Genomic DNA, 24,678 nt, shown 5'->3' with positions numbered 1-24,678 from the left:
TGCAGACACAAAAATTATTCAGTTGTATCGCTGATATCGATGCGGTTCGCCATCATGCTAGCTTTAGCACGAATTTTAGCTTCCAATGAGTCAACAATATTATTGTTGTCAAAGCGCTCTTTTTGACGAATACCATCGTCGTAGTAACCACTTTTACCATGACTACCCGTTAACCCAATATGCGAAACTAACGCTTCACCAGGGCCGTTAACCACACAACCAATGATGGATACATCCATTGCGGTAGTGACATCTTCTAAACGACGCTCTAACTCATTTACCGTCGAAATCACATCAAACTCCTGACGAGAGCATGATGGGCAAGCAATAAAGTTAATACCACGACTACGAATGCGTAACGATTTTAAAATATCAAAACCGACTTTGATTTCTTCAACAGGATCCGCAGCTAAAGAAATTCGTAATGTGTCACCAATACCTTCAGCAAGCAACATACCTAAACCAACGGCAGATTTGACTGAACCTGATCGCATACCGCCAGCTTCAGTAATACCAAGGTGTAAAGGTTGTTTAATTTGTTTAGCCAATAAGCGATAAGACTCAACCGCAAGAAACACATCAGAAGCTTTAACACTGACTTTAAATTGATCAAAGTTAAGTCGGTCTAAAATGTCCACATGGCGCATGGCAGACTCAAGTAATGCTTCAGGTGTCGGCTCGCGGTACTTGTCCATTAAATCTTTTTCAAGGGATCCACCATTCACACCAATACGAATAGGAATGTTTTTATCACGAGCACATTCAACCACACTGCGAATACGCTCTTCATTACCAATATTACCCGGATTAATACGCAGGCAATCTGCACCGTATTCAGCCACTTTAAGGGCAATGCGATAATCAAAGTGAATATCTGCAACTAATGGCACTGTTACTTGCTGTTTGATTAATCTAAACGCTTCGGCAGCGTCCATTGTGGGTACAGATACCCTGACAATGTCGGCTCCCACTTTTTCAAGCGCATGAATTTGAGCAACGGTTGCTGCGACATCTGTGGTTTTAGTATTGGTCATTGATTGCACTGCAATTGGCGCACCGTCACCAATCGGGACATTACCTACGTATATACGTGTAGAAGGTCGACGGATTATTGGAGATTCGTTATACATGCAATGTTGCTCTACTAAATTACGATTGATGACATTTTAACGGGCAAATGCGCGCAAGTCTAAACTGACTGCACGCAATAATCTAACACTACTCGGGCTTGGTTAATGTTAACCGTGCGACTTTGCCGTTTTCATACTGACTTAAACTGACATTTTCACCGTCAATACTTAAGGTGACACCTTGCGGAGCTCCTAGTATTAATTTAAACGGTGCCTGACCAGACACATTCACTTTATGGCCTGCGGTTTTCACCCCATCAACCAATACTTTGCCGGTCACATCCACCAAATTAATCCAGCAATCTGAAGTTACATCTATCTTCACCGTGCTGTTCGCGCTGGTAGTGCTCGTTGTTTCAGAGGCAGAGCTTGATGATGTCTCTGCGGCTACAGCCTCAACTGAAGGTGCTAAAGACTCCACTTCATTCGCTTCACGGGTTTGATCAACTTGGTCATTTGGCTCAACGCTTTGAGCCGGATTAGCCGCTTGATTTTGTGTGGGGGTTAACGGGCTTACCAATTCAGAGTCAGTTTGTACTGGTTCATTATCAGTAAACGCTTGATTATCTACAGCATTCGATTCAGTAAACTCATTTGCGTTATCAAGATTGGTAACGGTATTCGCTTGGATCTCTTCAACCGTTGGCAATGCAATACCGGATTCTGTCAGTGAATCGGATTGCTGCACCCACCATAACACCAACATGCCCAATAAAATGATGACGATGACATAAGTCATCAAGTTTAAACGGCTATCTCTGGCTTCTCGCGTTGTTTTGCGCGAAAAGCTTTGCATTGTGGGTGGCACATATTCGGTGATCTGTTGATCTAGGCATTGCTTGATGGCCTCCATATCGGCATCAATAAAACGTGCATAATTTTTGATATAACCACGTGCATAGGTATTCGAGGCAATATTATCAAAATTATCAGCTTCAATATCCGCTAAAATTTTAGGACGTAAATGCAACTGCAAGGCTACCGATTCTAACGATAGCCCTTTACTTTCACGCGTAGTTTTAAGTATCGCCCCTAAAGTGGCGACCTTCTCTAACGCTTCAACATCTTGTGTTGGTGACTCTACTGGTTCATTTGTCATTTAGTGCAAGTTAGCTCTGTATTCTTTTGCTTGAGGAGATGCAGGGAATTTTGCAATTAAACTTATGCCAAATCGCTTCATGGCATTTACATCGCCAAGTGCCTGCTCAATTTCTATCCCTAACGCTAAACTTTCTGCCGTTTCATTGGTCACTTGATGGTAGCGAGCTAACACTGAACGAGCAGCAACATAATCACTATCTTCAACTGCAAGTTCGACTAGCTCCATCAAGGTATTACTTCTGCGTGGGTCGTATTTTAACGCCATTTCAAAGTACTTACGTGCCTTTTTGATATCACCACTGGTACGGCTACAAACGCCTAAGTTTTCATAACTTGACGCTGTTCGGGTGTATTTATCAGTCTCTATCGCTTCTAAAAACATTTTCTCAGCTTGAGCGAATTTTTTCTGCTGACATAAAAAAACCCCAAAATTGTTTTTTGCATCACCAGATGCATCCTTTGAATTGATGGCATTGTAGTATGATGCTTCAGTGCGCGCCAAGTCGCCCACTGCTTGATAGTAATACGCCATTGCGACATGCACTTCGCTGAGTTGAGGTGCATATTCGACCGCTTTATCTAAATTGTATTTGGCCTGCTCACTGTTACCACGACGCATATAGGTTAACCCAAGCTGCATACGCTCACGAGCGGCAGACACTTTATCAACTTGACGTTGAGCAACCGGTATATCAGTTCCACTGTAGGTTCGTTCAGTAACACAACCACTTAACGAGATACCCAACAAACCTATCATGATTAGATAAGGTTTTCCTTGCTTCATTTATTAGCCTATTTATTGTGCAAACAAAGAGTTAATCCATTGTGACTGAAATCTGACTTTGTTGCATTTGTTTTTTTGCTAAACGTTTAGTACGGTCACGGATATCTCCTGCAAGTTGACCACAAGCAGCGTCAATATCGTCACCACGAGTTTTACGAACAATAACGGTCAAACCGTATTCCATTAATACTTTAGAGAAACGATCAATACGAGAATTAGATGAACGCCCATATGGCGAGCCTGGATAAGGATTAAATGGAATTAAATTAATCTTACACGGGGTATCTTTCATCACTTTTGCTAATTCATGCGCTTGATCGGTACTGTCATTGATGTGATCCAGCATAACGTACTCAACCGTGACTCGACCACGATTAGCGTTCGATTTAGCTAAATAACGACGAATACCTGCTAAAAACTCTGCTAATGGATATTTTTTGTTGACTGGTACTAGCACATCACGCAGCTCATCATTTGGCGCATGAATACTGACGGCTAGGGCTACATCAATCACATCGCCTAATTTATCTAATGCAGGAACAATACCTGATGTAGATAGTGTCACGCGACGTTTCGACAAACTAAAGCCAAAATCATCTAGCATAATATCCATAGCCGGTACCACATTGGTTAAGTTGAGTAATGGCTCGCCCATCCCCATCATCACCACGTTAGAAATAGGACGATCACCGGTATCTTTATGGAACCCTAAAAATTGCGAAACGCGCCAAACTTGACCAACAATTTCTGACACTGTCAAATTGCGGTTAAACCCTTGCTGGCCAGTAGAACAGAAGGTACATTCAAGCGCACATCCCACTTGAGATGACACACACAAGGTGGCACGGTCTTCTTCTGGAATGTATACGGTTTCAACTTCTTGGCCCTGTCCTACATTAATGGCAAACTTAATGGTGCCATCATTAGACTTTTGATAACTGGCAATTTCAGGTGCAACGATTTCACATTTAGCAGCAAGCTTTGCCCGCAATGCTTTGTTTATGTTAGTCATTTCTTCGAAGTCACTGACACCAAAGTGATAGATCCACTTCATTAATTGATCGGCACGAAACGGTTTTTCGCCCATTTCGCTGAACAACGCACGCAGTCCTTTACGATCAAGATTTAATAAATTGATCTTCTTTTCACTCATTTGCCTAACCTCAAACACCTAAAACCTGTAACAGGGCGGCGAATTATACAGTCCGAGACATCTTTTAGCTAGTATATAACCTAGTCATCCTAAAATACGGTTTTTAAGGCTTTCGAGTAAAAATAAACATGCTAGAATGCCGACTGGCAATGTCGCCTGTTACGAGGAAGTTTCCACCCACCTTTATGATAACTTTGTTTGTTATTGTGTTTTTCGCGATTGCGATTTCATTTTTATGCAGTGTTTTTGAAGCCGTTCTACTATCCGTTACTCCCAGCTATATAGCCTCGCTAATGGATACCAACCCACGTATTGCAAAATTGCTTGAAAAGCAAAAGCAAAATGTCGAATCGCCGCTGGTTTCCATTCTAACACTGAATACCATCTCTCATACTGTGGGAGCTGCGGTGGCTGGTGCGCAAGCAGCTGTGGTATTTGGTAGTGAAATGCTTGGGGTATTTTCTGCTGTATTGACCTTTTTAATTTTATTTTTCTCAGAAATTATCCCTAAAACATTAGGCGCTAATTATTGGCGTAAATTAGCCCCAGCAGTATCAGTCTGTTTATATTGGATGGAAAAAGCCACCAAACCGCTTATTTGGATGTCACAAAAAGTGACTCAAAAATTAGGTAAAGGTGAAAGCGGGCAATATATCCGCCAAGAGTTAAGCGCAATGGCAAAATTAGGCAAAGATAGTGGTGAACTTGATGCCCAAGAGTCACAAATTTTAACTCAAATCTTATCGGTAAAAGACATGTTCGTCACCGATATCATGACCCCTAGAACCGTGATTTTTAAACTGCCCAATGCACTAACACATCGCGAATTTATTGAGCAACATTTATCAAGCCCGTTTACTCGTATTCCTGTTTATCAAAACGACCGAGATGATGTAATTGGTTATGTTAATCGCCATGATCTTATCTTAGCGGTCAAAGACGCTCCAGACGCCCCCATTGGCGAACAACTTAAAAACTTGCTTGTGGTTCCGGCATCGGTAAAAGTATTGCCCCTATTTCAAATGATGATAAAGCGCAATGCCAAGATGGCGTTAGTAGTTGATGAATACGGCTCAGGCGAAGGTATTGTCACCATTGAAGATATTATCGAAACGCTGATTGGGCTCGAAATTGTCGACTCGAAAGATTTAGCACCAGACATGCAAGCGCTCGCGCGCAAACTTTGGCAACGTAGGGTCAAAAGTAAAGGGTTAGTGCTTAAAGATGACAATGAACCTGATTAAATAAGCTTGAAGTCAACTAATCCACCAAGGGGAAATTGCGTGTATAACAGATCGAATAATCTGAACAGAACAATCGCAGCTTCCCTTTTTATTTAGCTAAAACTAAATTAAAGTCCTTTCTAATATTAATTTTTGTTCAGATATTGTTAGCACAACAACCTTATCCCCGTACAACATAAACCCGTTGATCTTTTTTAGTGCTTCAGGTTTAAGAGGAATTCATGCCACACGCTTATTATTTATCACTTGCTCATATTAATGATACCCACTCAAACTTTGAACCAAGCCAAGTGAAGTTTACCCTGCAACATCAATCAAAATTTTATCAAATGAAGGTTGATACTGGTGGCTATGCACGAATAGGCTTTCAAGTTGAACAACGTAAACAGCAAGCAAATAAAAGTCATCAGCCTTTTGTGTTTTTACATGGTGGCGACAGTTTTCAGGGCACATTATATTTTCGTGAGTTCCAAGGTTCAGCAAATGCCCATTTACTCAATCTATTACAACCTGATGCCATGGTGTTAGGTAATCATGAAATCGACGCTGGCAACGAGCCTGTAAAGGCCTTTTTAAATCGAATTGAATTCCCTTTAATGGCTGGGAATATGGATTTAAGTCAAGAACAGCAAGATAAACCAGGTTGCCTAGCTGGGCATGCACAATTGCTTGATTACGATTCGAATCAGCAAATTGCAAAGGTGTTACTCAAACCATTTTACGACACCCAATTAGCGATTATTGGCATTACTTTAGATCAAATGCCATTAATCGCCAGACCCGATCCCGATACCCTATTTGTCAATGCCATTGAAACCACTAGACGCACTGTGCAACATCTTCACCAGCAAGGAATCAAGCACATTGTTGTATTAAGTCATTTAGGGCTAGATCAAGACCGTGAGCTGGCCGAAAAAGTGACTGGTATTAGTGCCATTATTGGGGCCACTCACACACTCTGCAAGGTGATATGTCAGCTCTGGGGTTATCCAACATGCCCTATGGGGAATGCGTCAACCACACACCTATTTTTCATGCGGGTAAATATGCTGAAACTATTGGTTTAGTTGAACTAGAAATGAATAAAGAAGGCAAAGTCATTCAATTCAATGGCAATAACTTTTTTATGCTTGGGGATAACATTGAAATAAGCCAAGCTGATGACACACCGATTGACGATGATGTAAAAACCGCGTTAAGACAACAACTTTTCGATCACCCTTGTATCTTGGGGCAGATCAAAATGATGAAATACATCAAGTGATCCACACACAGTATCGGCCCGCATTATTGGCATTGGAAAATCAAATTCTGGCGCATATACCTAAAGATTTTATCCATACACGCTTGCCCAGCAAAAACTTCCCTCATGGCAGTGAAATTGCCCCTTGGGTTAGCCGCAGCATGTATAAAACCTGTCAGAGTATTGAACCTAAACTGGATTTTGCATTACATAATGCTGGCGGAGTAAGGCAATCATTAACCAAAGGACAATTATCTGTAGCCGATGTATTTGGTCGCATTTTACCGTTTGAATTACCTTTAGTAATGTACCAAATACAAGGCAAATACATAATTGAAGTCTTAGAGTCTGCCATTAACGCGGCAACCAATAATGGCACGATTGGCACAGGCGCTGGCTCATTCCCCTACCCTTATGGGTTGCGTTACCGTTACGATGGCAAGTTAGCTTTAGGAAAACGAATTACTGATATTGAAATATATCGAAATGATCTTTGGCAACCTTTAAACAGCAATGAATTATATATTGGCGTATCAAGTTCATATACAGCGACTGGGCGTGAAGGTTACGATGCACTATTGAATGCTATATGGCAGCAACCCATTGAACATAAAACTTTACCCGAGGCCTTTATCGATTTCGTAAATACTTACGGTTATAAAATTGGCCAACAGCAAATTATTAACATTAATTACATTAGTCATAGGTAAATTAAAAAATAATCAAGCGTAGATCACAGACGAAAGTACGACGACATGCTTAAATGCCATCAACAACCGAATGAACTAACAGATTGAAATTGAGGAAACATTAATGAAAACAAAACTGATTAAACTACTTGCGGTAACCACTTTAGCCCTTGGCGTATCTTCAGCTTGGGCTCAAGGTGTTATCCATCAAGGTGAAGTGATCGACACCATGAATGGTGGTGGTTACACATATGTACAAGTAAAAGAAGCAGATAAAACATATTGGGCTGCGGGTCCACAAGTGGTTGTGGCCAAAGGTGATAAGGTAGAAATGTCTGAGCAAATGTGGATGAACGACTTCAAAAGCTCAAGCTTGAACAGAACCTTTGATGAAATCATGTTTGTTGGTCAAATCGTTAAAAAATAAATATTTACTAACCTGATAATCACCAAAAGCATGGTAGGCTAATTCAGCAATGAATTAGCCTTTTATTTATCATTATCGCTAACGTCAGACAGTTACGTCTCTTTTATGGATAGCAATGTTTATTACTGAATTTACCCCAGCAATGGCAGATCAAATCAGCCAGCTATACCATCAAGCTATTCAGCAAATTAGCCATCCCAGATATAACCAGAGTAAAAAAACTGCTTGGTCAAAAGCACCACGTTCAAAAAAATACTGGCAAATCCGCCTTAGGCGCAATAAAACTTGGGTGATGATTAATGAGCATCAACAGCTGATTGGGTTTATTTCGGTAGCAACCGACTTTACACATCAAGGTTATATTGAATATCTTTACGTCTCGCCACAATATCAACAACAAGGCATTGCCAGTGCTTTACTACGCACATTGCAAACTTGGTGTCAGCAGCAATCATTTACCCAGTTGAGTGTTGATGCCTCTTACCTTTCAAGACCTATTTTTGAAAAAGCAGGCTTTACCTTATGTCATCCAAGTTATCAGCGAAAATTGGGGCAAACATTAAATGGTTTTTTGTTAACAAAACCGATTTAACCCTTGATTAGCGGTTGCAGCATATCTTCTAAACCGTTGAGTTTCACTTCATACATTAATGCCAACTGTTGACCCAACTTACCTTCAGGAAATCCTTTACCATGAAACCAAACTAAATAGGGTTCGGGTAACTGAATCAACTTACGTCCAGCATATTTACCAAAAGGCATAACTTGATTTACAGCATCAATCAGTTGTTGTTCGTCCATTTTTACTTCTCTATCGCTACAAAATAATATATTTATTTATTATATAAAAATAAAAAAATAATCTAAAAGGTATATGTAAAAAAACTATGCTGTTTGTTATTTGCTTAACAGACGTTAAAAAACACAAAATCTCAACCTAACCCTTATTTAAAATAACCTTTATGCAACATTGACACTGTTCGATACAGTGAGTCAATTTTTTGCCACTAAAACATAAAACGCCAACATTTCAACACTTGCTGATTTATCAAAAAAACGTCAAAAATCAGGTCATTGACGATACATATACCAGCAATTAAAGTTAACTTATTACTCAAGTATGAGGACTTTTACATGATAATTTTAGTCGGTGGCGAAAAGGGTGGAAGTGGCAAAAGCTGCCTTGCACAAAACATCGCTGTCTTTCTTACTAAAGAAACCAAAGCCAGTGTAATTATGGTTGACTGCGATCCACAAAGAACGACATCAGACTGGATACAAGCGCGCAATAATAACCCAGAATTGCCAGCAATCAATTGTGTCCAGCTATACGGTAAAATTCGTAATGACCTACTCAGCCTTGAACAACATTATGACTATGTCATTGTAGACTGCGGCGGCCAAGATAATTTAGCCTTACGCGCCAGTATGTCGGTTGCGTCTCATGTATTAATGCCATTAAGACCTAAACGTCGTGACTTAAAAACCGTTAGCCACATGGATGACATCGTTGCGACCTGTAAAATGATCAATCCTAAATTACATGCCTCATTTGTCATCACTCAATGCCCTAATCTACCCAATCAAGCAAGTCGTATTTTAGAAGCAAAAGATGTGTGTCGCACCTATGACATCAATGTATTAGATGCGGTCAATTACAGCCGTAATATTTATGACGATAGCGAAGAATCAGGTTTATCCGTGATTGAAATTGAACCTAACGGCAAAGCAGCTGATGAAATGCGCGCCATTGCCTGTGAAATGTTACAAGCAAAAAATGCGAAGCAAATCATGGAGCAACGTCTTTCACCAACAAATGTTACCACACTGAGGGGGAATTATGGGTCTGGCCGATCTGAAGAAAAACGCCTCGTCATGTAAAGCCAGTTTTTCTGGTCAAATGTCGGTTGAAGACTTTATTGATGCCGCCAGTTTATATGCACTAGGGCAAACACACGAATTTGCTAATTCAACTAACGTGGTCGATTTTTTAAGCCGACGAGATGAGCAGCAAACAAGAACAAGTAAACCAACAAAAGGTAAAAAAGACGTCAATACAAAGCCATTTAAACGCGCTACTTTTACTTTAAGCGAGCAGGCTATTAACCAATTAGCAGAAAATAGCCAAGCAAGCCAATTAGCAAAATCCAAGTTAATTAGGCATTTAATCGCTGAACATAACTTGCTTTCAATAGAGCAAAAGCAGCAACTTTATAAAAAGTTCGAACAAGAAACACAACAAATTGCCGACCATAAATTGCGTCAGCAGGCTTTAAAGTTCCAATAATAATAAGTAACAAACCCCCTCCCTAGTTCCCTTGCTGGCAACAATTTGTTGCCAGTTTTTTTATGCTTGGTTACTTAACAACGCCGATAGCGATTGAAAAACCAACAACCTATCCCAATCTCTTTATTAACAAACGTAAACAATAGGTAGGCTGGACTGCGTATCATAACTTGCTTTCTAAAATATGAAATAAACGACAGTATAGACTCAATTAGCACACTAGCTCATCTTTTGGGCGCAGCTCAGGTTTAGTAGGTATATGCTAACACTCATTATATTGATTTTAATTGCAGTAGGCTGGATGAGTTGGATTGCCACAAGCCAATACCGGCAAGATAGACATCGTCAGCAGATTTGCGCTACGCCCTTTCCAAAAGCATGGCGTAATATTTTGCGCCAACGCTTTCCTTACTTTCAAGCCATGCCTACAGATCTGCAATTACAACTGAAAAAACACATTCAAGTTTTTATTGATGAAAAAACCTTTATTGGTTGTGATAATTTAGTCATTACTGATGAAATCAAAGTCACCATTGCGGCACAAGCTTGCTTATTATTACTGAATCGTAAAACCAATTATTATCCTCAGCTAAAACAAATATTAGTGTACCCGCATGCCTTTATTGTTGAGCAGCAAAAAGTAGACTTTGCCGGGGTGACGTCTCAACATCGAAGCGTGTTACTGGGCGAGTCTTGGGGAGATGGTAAAGTGATTTTGTCATGGCAAAACACACTAAAAAACGCTGCTGAACCTTATAATGGTCAAAATGTGGTGATCCATGAATTTGCCCATCAGCTTGACCAAGAAAATGGCCCAGCCAATGGCGCACCGACACTAAGGCAAATTAAAGATTACGCCAGTTGGTCTGAAACTTTGGGCAACGAATTTAAACAATTACAGTATTGCGCTGCCCAACAAATACCGTCATTATTTAGCTATTATGGTGCGACTAACCCAGCAGAGTTTTTTGCCGTGATCAGCGAAACATTTTTTGAAAAACCACATGAGTTCAGCAAGCTTCATCCAAGTCTGTATAATGAATTAAGTCAGTATTATCAATTAAATCCCATCCACTGGCATTAAATTATTTGCCAATAAAATAACGATAAAATACGTAAAAATTAATAAGGAACAATTATGCAATCCATTATTCATAAATTGGGATTTATCGCAGTACTAGTGACGACAGTATTAGCATTTGAAGTCAATGCAAACGCGGTGAAGCAACTAGACAATACTATCAGTAATCCGACACCTGTTACGCCTCAAGATAATGACAACAATGCGCTAACTCAAATTAATGAGCACCCAGTCAAGGTCACTAGCGAACAAGTCAGTGAAGAAACCATAGCCATTATCAGCAATTTGAATCAACCTGTTCAAAGCATTGATAGCCAAGGTTTAACAGATGAAGATGACCAACAAGTAAATAGTTTATTGAACCAATTACATGAAACGGCAATGTCTGCCGATTGGGATACCTACTTTAGTCTGTACCACCCAAATGCGATCTTTATAGGTACCGACGCCAGCGAGCGCTGGAACATGGTGCAATTTAAACAATACGCGACACCAACTAAAGGCTGGCGATATGACTTACAAGCGCGTCATTTGGTGCAAATTGGCGATGTGATTGTATTTGACGAGCAATTATTTAGCCCAGCCTATGGCATCAGTCGTGGCACTGGCGCATTAATCAGTACAGAAAATGGCTGGAAGATCGCTCAGTATCATTTAAGTTTTCCAATCCCGAATGCTAAAGCTAAGCGTATTACCAGTATCATCATGCAATAGGCTTAAGCAGAAACTCTCAATAAAAAAGCCCTTTAAATCATAGCTAAAGGGCTTTTATGATTAAGCTTACCTTCGCCAGTTAGCTCAATGATTGAGTAAAACAGACATTGGCTAATTGGCTAAAATGGGTAAAGGCATCAAAATCTGTCTGCTCAAATCGTCTAAATGAAAAATTTCTATCTGCATAAAACACACCCAACACTTTGTTGCCCACCATCAGCGGCGCGATGATAAAACCTTCCCTTGATAATCTCTGCAATAGCTTATCATTACACACGTTTCCCCCAGCAAGCTTATTATTAGATTCTGTCGAAGGTGAAACAATCCACTGCGGTTTTTTTTGGGTAACGCATAAAGAAAATACCGATTGGGTATCATCTAACTCAATTAAAAAGGTGGCTTTCATTGCATCAGAATCATCCCCCATCATCACCCGAGGTTGCAGCAGTTTTCGGTTTGGAGACAATAACAACACCCCGCATCGGTCAACTCCAACACCCAGTAAAATCCCTTCTAGCGCGGTTTGCATAATCTGATTAAAATCGGTTTTTTGAATAGCAAATTGAGTTAATTGACGTAGTTTAGCTAACTGATAATTTAAATCAGTTTCTCGTATCGATTCAATTTCAGGCGGCTCGGCCAACTTTTGCAAAACATCTTCGACATTGGGTATAAAAGCAACTAAGGGGTTTGCGCCATAATCAAGTGCTAACTTCTGAGTTGCCTGGCCACAACGCGTAAACCGCAATGTAAACTCTTCCACACTGACATCAACCATTTCAGCCGCTTGTTTTAAATGCTTATCCAATAAGGCCTGATTGACTTTCGGCTGGGCAACCAACTCTGCAAGTTTGTCAGCTAAATATATACAGCGAATTTCTGGCATACTGACATCAGGATTAGTGAGCGATTTTAATAACATATCGCCTAAGCCCCAGCTTCTGGCTATACCCTGTGATAATTGATTAAAAGAGGCGCCTAATTCATTACGAATAATACTTTGTAACTCATTGGGATCGTCAGTGGCTGATAATTTGGCATCCACTTCATCGATAAAAACACCACCTGAGCTCCAAAAAGCACTCTCACCAATTCGGTATAATAAAGAGGCAATAAACACTTCTTCACGCAGTACATCATCACGATCGCCCATCATCATTCTTGCAATCATTGCCGAATGAAAAGATTGCGCCATTAATTTAAGTAACCGCTGAAACACACTATTGGAAAGGTTATGGTTCTCTAACATGCTCGACAATAGTCGCGCAGTGATACAAATATTGCGAATGGTATCAAACCCGAGCACCACAGCGGCTCGGCTAACGGTTGACACATGATTGATGCCTTTATTATAAATGGCACTATTGGCAACCCGTAAAATCTTTGATGTCAGCGCATTATCATGCATCACGCTGCGGCCTAATTGAGTTAACGAGGAAACATCATCTTTAGCGAGTTTTTCTAAATCACGAACGGTAGAACACAACGCGGGCATTTCTTGCTCGCTAATGCGCTTAGTCCAATACTCAACGCCTTTATGGGTCTGATTCAATGTCATTTTCTGCCTTATCTACCATGCTTTGTCGCTGATATGCAGTATAACAATAATATAATAATTGTTACGAGGTAAAAAAAAGTGACTCAATTGAGTCACTACACAAGCTATGTGATTAAATCTTACGGGTGGGAAGTAAGACCAACAATAAGAATCGACAGCTAAGCTTATGCTTAATGATCCAAAGGTTGGATAAAAGTCCCGCGCGGCCTGTAGGTGAACCGCACGGGGTTACAACAGTCGCAAAGCGACTAAACTGTAAAACGGTATAGCAAGATTAGAACTGCTCTTCTTCAGTCGAGCCAGTTAATGCTGTGACTGAAGACTTGCCGCCTTGAATACAAGTTGTCACTTGGTCAAAGTAACCCGTACCCACTTCTTGCTGATGTGACACGAAGGTATAACCTTTCTGTGCTGCAGCAAATTCAACTTCTTGCACTTTTTCAACATAGTGCTTCATCCCTTCACCACGAGCATAGTCATAAGCCAAGTCAAACATGTTGTACCACATGTTATGAATGCCTGCTAAGGTGATGAACTGATACTTGTAACCCATGTCTGATAAGGCTTGTTGGAAGCGAGCAATCGTTGCATCGTCTAAGTTCTTCTTCCAGTTAAACGAAGGTGAACAGTTATATGCAAGCAGTTGATCTGGGTATTGGGCATGAATCGCATCAGCAAACTTCTTCGCTTCCTCTAAACAAGGCTTAGCGGTTTCACACCAAATTAAATCAGCATAAGGCGCATAAGCAAGGCCGCGTGAAATGGCTTGATCGATCCCCGCTTTCACACGATAGAAGCCTTCATCGGTACGATCACCAGTTACAAAGTCACGGTCATATGGGTCACAATCTGAGGTCATTAAATCAGCTGCGTTAGCATCGGTACGTGCAATGACTAAAGTATCAACACCACTCACATCAGCCGCTAAACGAGCCGCAACTAACTTTTGAACCGCTTCTTGAGTTGGCACCAATACTTTACCACCCATGTGACCACACTTCTTAACAGAAGCTAATTGGTCTTCAAAGTGAACACCTGCTGCACCAGCATCAATCATTGACTTCATTAATTCAAATGCGTTTAGTACGCCACCAAAGCCAGCTTCAGCATCTGCAACAATTGGTAAAAAGTAATCGGTGTAGTTTTCATCACCTGGATTAATTTCTTTGCTCCACTGAATTTGATCAGCGCGGCGGAACGAGTTGTTAATACGGCTTACGACTGCAGGTACAGAGTTAGCTGGGTATAAAGATTGGTCTGGATACATGGTACCCGCTAAGTTAGCATCAGCAGCAACCTGCCAACCTGAAAGATAAATAGCTTCAATACCCGCTTTAGCCTGTTGAACGGCTTGACCGCCTGTTAACGCACCTAAAGAATTAACATAGCCTTTTTTAGCACCACCATTTACTAATTCCCAAAGCTTAGCAGCGCCGCGCTTGGCAATGGTATTTTCAGGCACAATTGAACCACGTAAGGCGACCACTTCTTCTGCAGTAAATGGACGCTTAACCCCTTTCCAGCGTGGATTTTCAGCCCAATCTTTTTTGATTGCATCGATTTGTTGTTGACGTGTTAGTTGTGTTGCCTTAGTCATAATGTGACTCCTTCCTGTGTGACTGCTAGTCAGTTGTCGTTGCTGCAAAATACAGCACACGATATTGTTATTTTTAAAAATTAATTAAGCGGTAAGTAGCTCATAACCCGGTAAGGTTAAGAAATCCACCAACTCATCTGACGTGGTAATTTGTTCAAATAGCTCTGCTGCTTTAGCAAATTGTCCCGACTGATAACGCTCTTCCCCAAGTTCGTTTTGTACATTGACTAACTCTTCTTCCAACATGTTCCTAAATAATTCTTTAGTAACAAGTTTGCCGTTAGATAATGATTTTCCATGTTGGATCCATTGCCAAATCGAAGTGCGCGAGATTTCTGCTGTAGCGGCATCTTCCATCAAGCCATATATGGGCACGCAACCATTTCCTTGGATCCAAGCTTCAATGTATTGAACTGCAATACGAATATTTAAACGCATACCAGCCTCGGTGCGTTCCCCATCACAGGGTTCCAGTAAATCAGCAGCGCGAATTGGCGCGTCAACATCACGTGTAATATGTAATTGGTTCGTTTTATCGCCACCAATGTAGTCGTTAAAAATAGCCATGGCAGTATCAGCAAGACCAGGATGAGCCACCCAAGTACCATCATGGCCATTGCGCGCTTCTAACTCTTTATCACCACGAACCTTTTGCAATACTTGCTGGTTGGTTGCTTCATCTTTTGCTGGAATAAATGCTGCCATTCCGCCCATTGCTAAGGCACCGCGTTTGTGACAGGTTTTGATTAACAATCGTGAATAAGCACTTAAAAAATTAGTGTCCATAGTGACTGCTTGACGATCTGGTAAGACACGATCCGCATGACGCTTTAGGGTCTTGATATAACTAAAAATGTAATCCCAGCGCCCGCAGTTGAGTGCCACAATGTTTGAACGTAATTCATACAGAATTTCATCCATTTCAAATACGGCTGGTAAGGTTTCAATTAAACAGGTGCACTTAATGGTGCCAGGCTTTAAGCAAAAGCGTTCTTCTACAAATGCGAATACCTTTGCCCACCAGCGTGCTTCAATATGACTTTCAAGTTTAGGAATATAGAAATAAGGTCCTGAATTTTTTGCTAATAACTGATGATAGTTATGGTAAAAATACATTGCGAAGTCGAATAACCCGCCCGGAATTGCCGTGCCTTTAAATTCGATATGTTTTTCAATTAAATGTAGACCTCGAACACGAGCAATTAAGACGGCAGGATCGGGGTTCAACTTATACTGTTTACCTGTTGCAGGCGCAGTAAATTCAATATCACCTCTAACAGCATCACGTAAATTAATCTGACCCTCAATAACTTTTTGCCAACTCGGTGCAAGAGAATCCTCAAAGTCAGCCATAAATACTTTTACATTGGCATTCAAGGCGTTAATAATCATTTTACGATCAACAGGCCCAGTAATTTCTACACGACGGTCAGTTAAATCTTCAGGAATGCCGCGAATTGCCCAGTCGCCATCACGAATAGCACGGGTTTCAGGTAAAAAGTCAGGTAACTCGCCTGCATCAATACGTGCCTGCTTTTCTTTACGTTTAGCAAGTAATTGCGGCACATCTCCAGCAAACTGACTGCATAATGATTCAAGAAGTGCTAAAGCCCCTGAATTTAAAATCTGCTCCTGCCCAGCAATGTCAGGGCCATTAATGACTAAATCTGATTGTTTGGCTGATTGTGGCTGCTCAGTTTCATTTTTACTGTACTGTGCTACTAATTGCTCTGCCGTCATAACCGGGCTCCTAAAATTACGCTGTTTTCCTAACGATTAAATCAACACATAAAACTGTTGTTGTTAACTCAGCTTCATATCTCTCAAACCGTCAAATGTTCGTTTCGCAGTAAAAACTACGTAAAAACAGTTGTAATTGCAACAGTTCACACCTTACCAATTTGAGTGAAAACCACTAAATTACGTCAATACACATTGGTAATACCAAGCTCAAAAATAAACATTAAAATACTAATTAATAATGAATTATTCTTTTTACACTTTGTAAAATTTACTGTGTCAAATTAAATGGACTTACCAAATTACCAATTTTAACAACAAGATTTTAACAACGTAATTTAATTACAGACCGTAAACAATTCGGTACTAAACTTTAGTCGATAAGATGTCTTAAAGGATCAAAGCGATGTTTTGAACTCACTTTAGGGTAAACTTAAAAAAAACAATTAAATCATTATGTTGAAATAAAAATACTAACAACACAATTCAAACAAGCATTTTAAAATTACCTTTACGTAAGATGGAACTTAAAGAGTGTTTTTAATGGAGACATACAAGGATGTGTTATCCGATCATCAATCACTCAGCCTAAGGTTTTAACGAAAAAAAAATCAAATTTTTTTAAATTTTTTTCGTAAATGGTAGATTTGACTAAAATATCACCCTTGATACGAACTTATTCAGTGTGCCCATTCACACTCACTAGTCACGACTTAGAGTATATTGATGTTGATCATTTACATGATTGTTCTTGTTAATAGGTAACCTGAAACAGACCTAGACTTGAATTGTGCATGTGAAAACTGAGATTGAAATGGGCTATCTCTTACGCACAGTTCAGTTTAAACAAATTTAAAGGTGAGATAGGTGAGATAAATCTGAATTTATAGGGTACAAAAATACCATTTACATCTTCGCAACAAGAAGCGTCAACATACATAAACCATGTCACACTTGTCAGATGCTTGAACTTAGCTCATTGCTTGCAATCATAGCGAAAGCGTCTTGTTGACGCTTAAAAGCCATTAAGCATCAAAGCTGGGTTTATACACTAACACTTTATTACGTCCCTGTGATTTACACTCATATAAGGCAATATCAGCCTTGTTCAATAAGGGATCTAAACTGAGATCCTCTTTATTCAAGGCACTCACGCCAATACTGACGGTAATTGAAAAATCATGACCTGAATACTTAGTATTGATCCGTTCAACTTCTTGACGGACCGTTTCAGCCAGATTAAAGGCGGTTAACTCATCAGTATACGGCATATAAATAACAAACTCTTCACCGCCAAGGCGACAGAAAATATCAGAAGGCCTAATAATATCTTCAACCACATGAGTGATTTTTTTTAAAGCCCAATCACCCGTAGCGTGGCCAAATCGGTCATTAATAGTTTTAAAAAAATCTAAATCTAAAATCATAATCGAATAATGGCCATTATTTGCCAAAACTTGTACCAGCTCATTTTCAGCTAAATCTTGACCCGTCTGACGATTGTAAATACCGGTTAAGCCATCACGCTGTGCTTGACGCATGTATTGGTTGCGCTGCATCCAAGCGGTAATCAACAGTAAGCCCAAACCAATACACACACCAAAAAGTAAAGTTGAAAACATGATTGATGAGCTTTTTTCTTTTAAAAACAGATCTTTTTGCTTCATCATTAATTCATGTTCTTGGATCAAGTTGTTATTTTCACGGCTTTTTTCAGCGCTATCGAATCGCGCCATTTGATAAGCATTTTGCTTCAGTTTTTTTTCATTCAGTTCTTGTAGACTAAGCGCATGAGCGATAACTTGATGTTGGTAAGCTTTGGCAAAATCACCTTGATGACTGGCGAGCATTGCCAACACCTCATGTGCGCGAGTCTTAACCTCATTATTCACTTTATCTTCGTTTAAGTTGGCTAATTCAGAAGCGTAACTATATGATTTTTCGTACTCCTGCTGATTAAAATAAATATTAGCCAAATAAGATTTTATATCGTTCAATTCAACTTGAAATTCAAAAGGTAAATATCGCTTGTACGCCTGCTCAAACAAACGTGAGGCAGTATTAAAATCACTTAACTCAAAATACGCTATCGCTTTACCTTTTTGTGACATGATATCAATCAATGGCAAGCCATTTGCTGCACAATAACTCCCAGTTTCATCAAATAAGCTTATCGACTCTTGCGGGTTTTCAAGTTTAAGCATAGCGACAGCATAGTAAAGCATGGCGTAGCATTCGCTTTTAACGTCTTGGCCTTGATTTAAATTCAACACTAATTTAGCGGTTTTAAGCATCTCTTCGTACGCGTATAAATCCATCAACACGTTAAGTAAACGAATATATGAAGCTATTTTGATTTTTGTATCTTGGTAAGTGTCAATACGAGACAAGTTAGTGGCTAATTCTAAAAAAGCACTCTCATAGTCTTTCAAACCATTGCTTACCGTCACTTTATAAAGATAAATTCGAGTGAGCAATTCTTCTGATGGGGATGCCTTAAGCGCATTATCCAAGGCAATTTTAGCTTGTTGATATTCAGACAAGTAGATATGAAGCAAACTCATCAACATATAGTAGTGAGCTTTTTCTTGCTCAGTAAACTGTTCAAGTTTGTCATCTAATGCTAACAACTTTTGCTTTGCTAGTTGGAAATCAGAACCGATTAACTGATCAACTTCAACCAGTTGGTTTGAATATTGTTCAGATGCTACAACGCCACAGGTCATAACCAGTAGCGCTGAAAAAAACCAACCTAACAAGATACTTTTCAACAAAGTTAATCCGAATGATGATGCACAACAACAAAGCTTTGATAAGCGTCATCACCGAAATGGGCTTTTAGTGCTGCCATATCGCCAGCCATGACTAATTTAATTTCTTCGGCTGTTAAGCCATTAGCTTGCATGACACCTTGAGGATCTTTCTTATAAGCTTCCAATAAGGCTGCATCTGCTGATAATTTTTGAGCAAACTGGTTTAAATTTGACATGTATTTTCCTTGTTGTACTAAGATGTAATCTTGCGTTAACCAATCTCAACTTCGCTGATCCCTAAGCGCTTAAGTACATTTTGATTAAATATTAATTTTTTAGCTGGCGGGATCAGTAAGGTACTAATCGCTTTTAGCTCTGCAGTTACTAATTCTGACAGCTTAATTTTATCCATACGAGGCATTTGAAAGGGTAAATTTGCCGCTTCATAAATGATCACTTCGTGAGACAAAGGGTACCATTGACTTAAATGGTCAACCAATACTTGTAACTTAGCGGACGTTGTCGAAAACTGAGTTAAAGTATGTTCACCAGCTAACGCAATTTGCCACAACAGTAAATGTGAACAGGGATCTGGCGTATGATCGTAAAGTAAAAACTGGGTTGCCTCATAACTTTGATGACCACTCGTGCCGGGATCTATCCCTAAATCCGCCCACAAACAAGACTCTGCTGAAATCCCGGGTAGCATACTGGCCTCATACCCTTCTGTTTTAGCTTGTCTAATCGCCATGTGCGATACGCAAGCAAATACACCAGGATGTCCATAAAGTGCACAGACAACTAATTTACCCTGACGTACTTGGGTTAATATCGCCTCAACCATTTGCGCATAGGTTTCACGACGATTTTTAATTTCCCCTTTTTGTGCATAATAACCCTGCAATGAACATACATTTGAATTTAATGATTCAACCCAGCGCTCTGCAAAACCGTCAGGCAACAATGTAAATACAATATCGGCCAATTCAATATAACTTTGACTTAACGCACCAACCTGCCCAGCCAGTTGCATTCCTGTGCCAACACAAACTAATCGACCAAGCTTGTCAGCCTGACAATCAGACATTTTAGTATCAACATGGGCTTGGCTTGCTAATAAATGAGTCATGGTTATTTTTATCGTTATACCATTGTAAAAAAAGCGATAATAAAAACAGAGTGTAAAGACTTAATACGCACACCATAAATTAAACAATTAACTAATAACATGCCAACAATTTTACTAAAAATATAAATGTTTACATGTGAACTAAATCATCATCAATGTATCAAATTAACAGCAAGTAGCATCCTCCCCTTGTCAGCATAGGGTTTGCTTGGGTATGATGGCCGACAGAATTTAGGAAGTAGCGCAGACAATGATTAACAAAAAACAGAGCCTTACCCTTATTAGCGCGGTTGCGTTATCACTTTCATTAAGTGGCTGTGGAGTATTTGATTACTTAGTTTATAAACCTGATGTGCCGCAAGGTAACTACATGGAGAAGCAGCAGGTCGATAAATTACGTATCGATATGACCAAAGAACAAGCAGAATACATTCTTGGTCGCCCCGTATTACGCGACAGTTTTTCCGATGACACTTGGTATTATGTGTATCACTTTAAAAGTGGTCGTGATGCTAGCATCATTCATAAAGAACTTATTATCCATTTCAACGAAGACAAGATTAGTCGAGTTGAAGGTGATTACGAATTAAGTGCTGATTTTAACGTGCCACTCGATCAAAGCTCATTGCCTTCATTAAACGAGCCTGAAGATGATCCCTTACTGCCAGAACAACGTCCAGATAGTAAACCATTGGTTGAAGAGCAACGCGGGTTAAATGAATCTAAGATAAACGACCAAGAGTAACGTTTAGGTAAGTGATTGTTGCAAACCAATCATACTAAAAAGCAGAATCAACCGATTCTGCTTTTTTAATTTTAAGCCTTAAGATATTTGCAATCTATAAGTCACAAACAGATTTGTTAACTGACTTTCGCTCCAGTCACTTTGTTAATTCGACCTTCATCTTTGGCTTTTTCCGCACGTTTACGGCGCACATCTTTAGGGTCGGCAATTAATGGACGATAAATTTCAACTCTTTGCCCCGGCACCAATACCTCATCAGCTTTAACTATTCGGCTAAAAACACCTAGCTTAACCGAGTTTAAATCAATTTCAGGGAAAAAGTCGCAAATATTGCTTTGCTTAACCGCCTCAATAAAAGTGCAGCCTGGCTTCACCATCACAGTAATAATTTTTTGTTGTTTAGGGAGTGCATAAACAACATCAACAGCAAACGATTCTTGTTCATTTATCACGATAAATCACCTTTGCCCTATCAGTAAATGCCGTCACCATAGATGACATTAACTCCTTAAACACACGCCCAAATGCCATATCGGCCAATGGATTTGAAAATTCGAAATCTAAATCAAATTCAACTTTACATGCATCATCGGTTAATTCAGTAAACACCCATAAACCTTGCAAGTGTTTGAACGGTCCGTTTTCTAAAGCTAATTCAATTCGTTTACCTTTTACCACTTGATTCCGGGTAGTAAAGGTTTTACGAATGCCGGCTTTACTCACATCAACTGATGCCAACATAGTCTGGCCATCAAACTCTAACACTTTGCCGCCAACGCAGCCGGGTAAAAACGCATGATAAGACTCAACATCATTGACTAACTCATACATTTGTAAGGCACTAAAACGCACCAACACACTCTTGGAAATCTTAGGCATTCGTACTCACTTTGACTAAATATTAAGGCGATTTTATCACGTTAAATGAAAAAGGCATCTGCTTCATCACAACATAGGCGTACACTAACCAATAATTTAGGTATAATCATTGAATTATAAAATTTCTCCCCCATATCTGTTTTATAAACAGCGCTTTTTTCAAATGGGCAATGCGGGCAATAAACGCCAAACGGTAAATTAGAATGGTAAAAAAGAATACTAAAAAGGGAAAAAACGCCCCAGCAACAATCGCACGTAATAAACGTGCCACCTTTGAATTTCGCATTGAAGATAAAATTGAAGCAGGCTTAGAACTCATGGGATGGGAAGTCAAATCCATCCGTATGGGAAAAGTGACCTTACAAGACTGTTACGTATATATTAAAAATGGCGAAGCATTTATGCATGGTTGTACCGTGCAGCCATTAAACACCGCATCAACACATGTTGTATGTGACCCGATACGAACCAAAAAGCTGTTATTAAAACGCACCGAAATAGACAAGCTAGCAGGTTTAATTGAGCGGCAAGGTTACACACTCGTGCCGTTATCAATGTACTGGCGTAAAGGGGCTTGGGTAAAAGTAGAAATTGGCTTAGGTAAAGGTAAAAAAGACCACGATAAGCGCCAAGACACGAAAGAACGAGAGTGGAAAGTTGAGCAAGCTCGGGTAATGAAAAAAGACAAAATGAACGGATAATGTACAAACGATTGTATTTTGGTGGAATAGACTAGGTATTTTAGTCATAAGCCGATACAATCAACCAACTTGGGGGCGATTTTGGATTCGACAGGATTCACGAAACCCTGGGAGCATGTCGAGGGGCGGTTGGCCTCGTAAAAAGCCGCACAGTTATAGTTGCAAACGACGATAACTACGCTCTAGCAGCTTAGGCTAGCTAGCCATCTTACCCACGTTTCTCAAATGGGCAGGGATTTAAGATGGTCATATTACATTTGATAGCGAGGGAACTCCGTCCGGGGGTGAACCGCGAAACAGTACCGGACTCGCCAATTGCAATCCTGTCTTTCGGAGTGTACTTGGTTAACCAAAAGAGAGACTAAACATGTAGCGCCTTGGATGTAGGCTTTCTGGACGCGGGTTCAAGTCCCGCCGCCTCCACCAATTAAAACAAAGGGTTAGCCGAAAGGCTAACCCTTTTTCTTTGTTTTTAATTTGATACAAGCTTAATTTTTATTCAAGTGCGGCGGCGGGAACTGAACCCATGTCCATAAAATGATCCCACAAAAAAACCTGCACTTGGCAGGTTTTATCAAACTCAATTAAATAACTAAACAAAATAACCTCGAAAAATATCTAATAACAGAGCCGTTGTTTTCAATTAGTAGTGATTCTACCATCAAAAAAGATAACGCCATTATCAGGTGTTTTCACAAGTTACAATGCGCAGTTATTGATAACAAAAGGATTAGTTTTGTTTTCTAACAAACTTTGATTTGAGCATCATTTGGCCATGGCCATCAACTTTGCAATCAATATCGTGGTCAGCGTCCACAAAGCGCTTAATTACCGCTTTGGTACCCACTTTAAGCACAAGTGAAGACCCTTTTACTTTAAGATCTTTGATCAAAGTGACTTTATCTTCTTCAGCCAATAAGTTGCCAACGGCATCTTTTAAAATGATGGCATCAGGATCAACCACAACTTCATTTGGATTCCATTCGTGGGCACACTCAGGGCAAATGAATAAACTGCCATCTGAATATGCATAAGGTGATTCGCACTTAGGGCATGGTGGAATGGTATCGCTCATAAGTATTTCTCTGTAAGTAACTGTAAAACGGCTTTATTAAGCTATTTCTAGGGTTAATAAGGCAACAATGATAATCGCATTATAATAGAATGTTCATATTTGAGCTAGGTGAGTTTAAAGTACAACCCGGTTAACTTTTAACTTTTGGGTTATGTGTCGGCTTTTGTTGGCCATCGCTCACATTATGTTGCTCTAAATACCCACGAATTAATTGCCTAACCACTTGTGACGGGGTTAAATCTTGCGAAGCACATAACTGCTCAAATGCTTGCTTTTTTTGCGGGTCAAGTAACACGGTAAAACGTGCTGTTTTGCTTTCCATTTTCAAACCTTGCTGTTAGTCATTATCATTTGGTTATAATAAAACAAATGACCTTAAACAGCAGCAATTGCTTTAGCGATTGTTGTGAATAAAAATTAACCAATCAAATTTTACTCATGTTCAAGTAAGTTAGCTCACACTCACTATCTAGCCTTAACTTAAAGTACTTCACTGTCCATTGAGCTAAAGAACTGTCAAACATACTATTGACCTAACCCATTTTGCCCCTCATATTATCTTTTAACTATGCAACTTTTTGATTACAAGCTGATTAATAAAAACAAATCGTGTCTAAAGGTAATTATGCCGTCTTCTTTTGAATTTGA

At 39.8% G+C, this 24,678-nt stretch carries 24 protein-coding genes, 1 other RNA gene and 1 pseudogene; 11 read left to right on the top strand and 15 right to left on the bottom strand.

The features are described from left to right. Positions 1-14 precede the first annotated feature (14 nt). The 4 genes from ispG to HBH39_RS04750 all read right to left on the bottom strand — a co-directional run bounded on the left by ispG (position 15) and on the right by HBH39_RS04750 (position 4,168). The gene (gene ispG, locus HBH39_RS04765) at positions 15-1,130 is read right to left on the bottom strand and encodes a flavodoxin-dependent (E)-4-hydroxy-3-methylbut-2-enyl-diphosphate synthase (RefSeq protein WP_167676085.1); all 1,116 of its coding nucleotides are present in this window, start codon (positions 1,128-1,130) and stop codon (positions 15-17) included. 88 nt (positions 1,131-1,218) lie between these two features. Next, positions 1,219-2,229 (bottom strand): RodZ domain-containing protein, encoded by a 1,011-nt coding sequence (locus HBH39_RS04760; protein ID WP_167676083.1) that lies wholly within the window; start codon positions 2,227-2,229, stop codon positions 1,219-1,221. After that, positions 2,230-3,015, bottom strand: a complete 786-nt coding sequence (gene pilW, locus HBH39_RS04755) for a type IV pilus biogenesis/stability protein PilW (RefSeq protein ID WP_167676081.1) — start codon at positions 3,013-3,015, stop codon at positions 2,230-2,232. Between the two features lie 31 nt (positions 3,016-3,046). After that, positions 3,047-4,168, bottom strand: coding sequence for a bifunctional tRNA (adenosine(37)-C2)-methyltransferase TrmG/ribosomal RNA large subunit methyltransferase RlmN (locus HBH39_RS04750; RefSeq protein WP_167676079.1), 1,122 nt, complete (start codon positions 4,166-4,168; stop codon positions 3,047-3,049). 185 nt (positions 4,169-4,353) lie between these two features. Between HBH39_RS04750 and HBH39_RS04745 the strand changes: the two genes are divergently transcribed. The 4 genes and pseudogenes from HBH39_RS04745 to HBH39_RS04730 all read left to right on the top strand — a co-directional run bounded on the left by HBH39_RS04745 (position 4,354) and on the right by HBH39_RS04730 (position 8,363). After that, positions 4,354-5,412, top strand: a complete 1,059-nt coding sequence (locus HBH39_RS04745) for a CNNM domain-containing protein (protein WP_167676077.1) — start codon at positions 4,354-4,356, stop codon at positions 5,410-5,412. Between the two features lie 221 nt (positions 5,413-5,633). Continuing rightward, positions 5,634-7,365 (top strand): annotated as a pseudogene (locus HBH39_RS04740) (bifunctional metallophosphatase/5'-nucleotidase). A 103-nt stretch (positions 7,366-7,468) separates the two neighbouring features. After that, positions 7,469-7,771: an NrfJ gene (locus HBH39_RS04735; protein ID WP_167676075.1), complete on the top strand. Its 303-nt coding sequence runs from the start codon at positions 7,469-7,471 to the stop codon at positions 7,769-7,771. A 115-nt stretch (positions 7,772-7,886) separates the two neighbouring features. Then, entirely contained in the window at positions 7,887-8,363 is a 477-nt protein-coding gene (locus HBH39_RS04730) for a GNAT family N-acetyltransferase (protein ID WP_167676073.1), read from the top strand. Here the strand turns inward: HBH39_RS04730 and HBH39_RS04725 are convergent. Further along, positions 8,360-8,572, bottom strand: coding sequence for a DUF3820 family protein (locus HBH39_RS04725; protein WP_167676071.1), 213 nt, complete (start codon positions 8,570-8,572; stop codon positions 8,360-8,362). The genes HBH39_RS04730 and HBH39_RS04725 overlap by 4 nt on opposite strands. Positions 8,573-8,905: 333 nt before the next feature. On the opposite strand from HBH39_RS04725, the gene HBH39_RS04720 reads away from it, so the two are divergent. The 4 genes from HBH39_RS04720 to HBH39_RS04705 all read left to right on the top strand — a co-directional run bounded on the left by HBH39_RS04720 (position 8,906) and on the right by HBH39_RS04705 (position 11,853). After that, positions 8,906-9,652, top strand: coding sequence for an AAA family ATPase (locus HBH39_RS04720; protein WP_167676069.1), 747 nt, complete (start codon positions 8,906-8,908; stop codon positions 9,650-9,652). Further along, positions 9,612-10,058: a hypothetical protein gene (locus HBH39_RS04715; RefSeq protein WP_167676067.1), complete on the top strand. Its 447-nt coding sequence runs from the start codon at positions 9,612-9,614 to the stop codon at positions 10,056-10,058. The genes HBH39_RS04720 and HBH39_RS04715 overlap by 41 nt, the downstream gene beginning before the upstream one ends. 259 nt (positions 10,059-10,317) lie before the next feature. Continuing rightward, the gene (locus HBH39_RS04710; RefSeq protein ID WP_167676065.1) at positions 10,318-11,142 is read left to right on the top strand and encodes a zinc-dependent peptidase; all 825 of its coding nucleotides are present in this window, start codon (positions 10,318-10,320) and stop codon (positions 11,140-11,142) included. A gap of 54 nt (positions 11,143-11,196) precedes the next feature. Next, positions 11,197-11,853, top strand: a complete 657-nt coding sequence (locus HBH39_RS04705) for a nuclear transport factor 2 family protein (RefSeq protein WP_167676063.1) — start codon at positions 11,197-11,199, stop codon at positions 11,851-11,853. A gap of 79 nt (positions 11,854-11,932) precedes the next feature. On the opposite strand, the gene HBH39_RS04700 is transcribed toward HBH39_RS04705, so the two are convergent. From HBH39_RS04700 to HBH39_RS04675, 6 genes are all read right to left on the bottom strand, one after another. Next, the gene (locus HBH39_RS04700) at positions 11,933-13,411 is read right to left on the bottom strand and encodes an HDOD domain-containing protein (RefSeq protein WP_167676061.1); all 1,479 of its coding nucleotides are present in this window, start codon (positions 13,409-13,411) and stop codon (positions 11,933-11,935) included. Between the two features lie 274 nt (positions 13,412-13,685). Beyond that, positions 13,686-15,008 carry an isocitrate lyase gene (gene aceA, locus HBH39_RS04695; protein ID WP_167676059.1) on the bottom strand — a complete coding sequence of 441 codons (1,323 nt, stop codon included), beginning with the start codon at positions 15,006-15,008 and terminating at the stop codon, positions 13,686-13,688. Positions 15,009-15,092: 84 nt separating this feature from the next. Beyond that, a complete protein-coding gene (gene aceB, locus HBH39_RS04690) occupies positions 15,093-16,748 on the bottom strand; it encodes a malate synthase A (protein ID WP_167676057.1) in 1,656 nt (551 codons plus the stop codon). 1,025 nt (positions 16,749-17,773) lie between these two features. After that, a complete protein-coding gene (locus tag HBH39_RS04685; RefSeq protein WP_167676055.1) occupies positions 17,774-19,522 on the bottom strand; it encodes a GGDEF domain-containing protein in 1,749 nt (582 codons plus the stop codon). A 2-nt stretch (positions 19,523-19,524) separates the two neighbouring features. Continuing rightward, positions 19,525-19,737: a hypothetical protein gene (locus tag HBH39_RS04680; protein WP_167676053.1), complete on the bottom strand. Its 213-nt coding sequence runs from the start codon at positions 19,735-19,737 to the stop codon at positions 19,525-19,527. Between the two features lie 35 nt (positions 19,738-19,772). After that, positions 19,773-20,588: an SAM-dependent methyltransferase gene (locus HBH39_RS04675; RefSeq protein ID WP_244325773.1), complete on the bottom strand. Its 816-nt coding sequence runs from the start codon at positions 20,586-20,588 to the stop codon at positions 19,773-19,775. 292 nt (positions 20,589-20,880) lie between these two features. Between HBH39_RS04675 and HBH39_RS04670 the strand changes: the two genes are divergently transcribed. Next, positions 20,881-21,375, top strand: a complete 495-nt coding sequence (locus tag HBH39_RS04670; RefSeq protein WP_167676049.1) for an outer membrane protein assembly factor BamE — start codon at positions 20,881-20,883, stop codon at positions 21,373-21,375. A gap of 116 nt (positions 21,376-21,491) precedes the next feature. Here the strand turns inward: HBH39_RS04670 and HBH39_RS04665 are convergent, their stop codons facing one another. Both HBH39_RS04665 and HBH39_RS04660 read right to left on the bottom strand, forming a co-directional pair. Further along, positions 21,492-21,827 (bottom strand): RnfH family protein, encoded by a 336-nt coding sequence (locus tag HBH39_RS04665; protein ID WP_167676047.1) that lies wholly within the window; start codon positions 21,825-21,827, stop codon positions 21,492-21,494. Beyond that, a complete protein-coding gene (locus tag HBH39_RS04660) occupies positions 21,817-22,254 on the bottom strand; it encodes an SRPBCC family protein (RefSeq protein ID WP_167676044.1) in 438 nt (145 codons plus the stop codon). Before HBH39_RS04660 ends, HBH39_RS04665 begins: the two co-directional genes overlap by 11 nt. A 203-nt stretch (positions 22,255-22,457) precedes the next feature. On the opposite strand from HBH39_RS04660, the gene smpB reads away from it, so the two are divergent. Together smpB and ssrA are read left to right on the top strand one after the other, a co-directional pair. Next, positions 22,458-22,955: an SsrA-binding protein SmpB gene (gene smpB, locus HBH39_RS04655; protein WP_167676042.1), complete on the top strand. Its 498-nt coding sequence runs from the start codon at positions 22,458-22,460 to the stop codon at positions 22,953-22,955. Between the two features lie 71 nt (positions 22,956-23,026). Then, positions 23,027-23,381: a transfer-messenger RNA gene (ssrA, locus tag HBH39_RS04650) on the top strand. Between the two features lie 304 nt (positions 23,382-23,685). On the opposite strand, the gene HBH39_RS04645 is transcribed toward ssrA, so the two are convergent. Next, entirely contained in the window at positions 23,686-24,030 is a 345-nt protein-coding gene (locus HBH39_RS04645; RefSeq protein WP_167676040.1) for a zinc ribbon domain-containing protein YjdM, read from the bottom strand. 130 nt (positions 24,031-24,160) lie between these two features. Next, positions 24,161-24,352: a ribbon-helix-helix domain-containing protein gene (locus HBH39_RS04640; RefSeq protein WP_167676038.1), complete on the bottom strand. Its 192-nt coding sequence runs from the start codon at positions 24,350-24,352 to the stop codon at positions 24,161-24,163. Positions 24,353-24,678: the final 326 nt, after the last annotated feature.

The organism is Shewanella aestuarii (genome assembly GCF_011765625.1).
Taxonomy (GTDB): domain Bacteria; phylum Pseudomonadota; class Gammaproteobacteria; order Enterobacterales; family Shewanellaceae; genus Shewanella; species Shewanella aestuarii_A.
The sequence above is the reverse complement of the archived record's forward strand: the minus strand, read 5'-3'. Positions and strand labels throughout refer to the sequence as shown.

Bases quoted from the DNA above. Each gene is read 5' to 3' on its own strand.
- ispG (WP_167676085.1), bottom strand. From the start codon at position 1,130: ATGTATAACGAATCTCCAATAATCCGTCGACCTTCTACACGTATATAC.
- HBH39_RS04760 (WP_167676083.1), bottom strand. From the start codon at position 2,229: ATGACAAATGAACCAGTAGAGTCACCAACACAAGATGTTGAAGCGTTA.
- pilW (WP_167676081.1), bottom strand. From the start codon at position 3,015: ATGAAGCAAGGAAAACCTTATCTAATCATGATAGGTTTGTTGGGTATC.
- HBH39_RS04750 (WP_167676079.1), bottom strand. From the start codon at position 4,168: ATGAGTGAAAAGAAGATCAATTTATTAAATCTTGATCGTAAAGGACTG.
- HBH39_RS04745 (WP_167676077.1), top strand. From the start codon at position 4,354: ATGATAACTTTGTTTGTTATTGTGTTTTTCGCGATTGCGATTTCATTT.
- HBH39_RS04735 (WP_167676075.1), top strand. From the start codon at position 7,469: ATGAAAACAAAACTGATTAAACTACTTGCGGTAACCACTTTAGCCCTT.
- HBH39_RS04730 (WP_167676073.1), top strand. From the start codon at position 7,887: ATGTTTATTACTGAATTTACCCCAGCAATGGCAGATCAAATCAGCCAG.
- HBH39_RS04725 (WP_167676071.1), bottom strand. From the start codon at position 8,572: ATGGACGAACAACAACTGATTGATGCTGTAAATCAAGTTATGCCTTTT.
- HBH39_RS04720 (WP_167676069.1), top strand. From the start codon at position 8,906: ATGATAATTTTAGTCGGTGGCGAAAAGGGTGGAAGTGGCAAAAGCTGC.
- HBH39_RS04715 (WP_167676067.1), top strand. From the start codon at position 9,612: ATGGGTCTGGCCGATCTGAAGAAAAACGCCTCGTCATGTAAAGCCAGT.
- HBH39_RS04710 (WP_167676065.1), top strand. From the start codon at position 10,318: ATGCTAACACTCATTATATTGATTTTAATTGCAGTAGGCTGGATGAGT.
- HBH39_RS04705 (WP_167676063.1), top strand. From the start codon at position 11,197: ATGCAATCCATTATTCATAAATTGGGATTTATCGCAGTACTAGTGACG.
- HBH39_RS04700 (WP_167676061.1), bottom strand. From the start codon at position 13,411: ATGACATTGAATCAGACCCATAAAGGCGTTGAGTATTGGACTAAGCGC.
- aceA (WP_167676059.1), bottom strand. From the start codon at position 15,008: ATGACTAAGGCAACACAACTAACACGTCAACAACAAATCGATGCAATC.
- aceB (WP_167676057.1), bottom strand. From the start codon at position 16,748: ATGACGGCAGAGCAATTAGTAGCACAGTACAGTAAAAATGAAACTGAG.
- HBH39_RS04680 (WP_167676053.1), bottom strand. From the start codon at position 19,737: ATGTCAAATTTAAACCAGTTTGCTCAAAAATTATCAGCAGATGCAGCC.
- HBH39_RS04675 (WP_244325773.1), bottom strand. From the start codon at position 20,588: ATGTCTGATTGTCAGGCTGACAAGCTTGGTCGATTAGTTTGTGTTGGC.
- HBH39_RS04670 (WP_167676049.1), top strand. From the start codon at position 20,881: ATGATTAACAAAAAACAGAGCCTTACCCTTATTAGCGCGGTTGCGTTA.
- HBH39_RS04660 (WP_167676044.1), bottom strand. From the start codon at position 22,254: ATGCCTAAGATTTCCAAGAGTGTGTTGGTGCGTTTTAGTGCCTTACAA.
- smpB (WP_167676042.1), top strand. From the start codon at position 22,458: ATGGTAAAAAAGAATACTAAAAAGGGAAAAAACGCCCCAGCAACAATC.
- HBH39_RS04645 (WP_167676040.1), bottom strand. From the start codon at position 24,030: ATGAGCGATACCATTCCACCATGCCCTAAGTGCGAATCACCTTATGCA.
- HBH39_RS04640 (WP_167676038.1), bottom strand. From the start codon at position 24,352: ATGGAAAGCAAAACAGCACGTTTTACCGTGTTACTTGACCCGCAAAAA.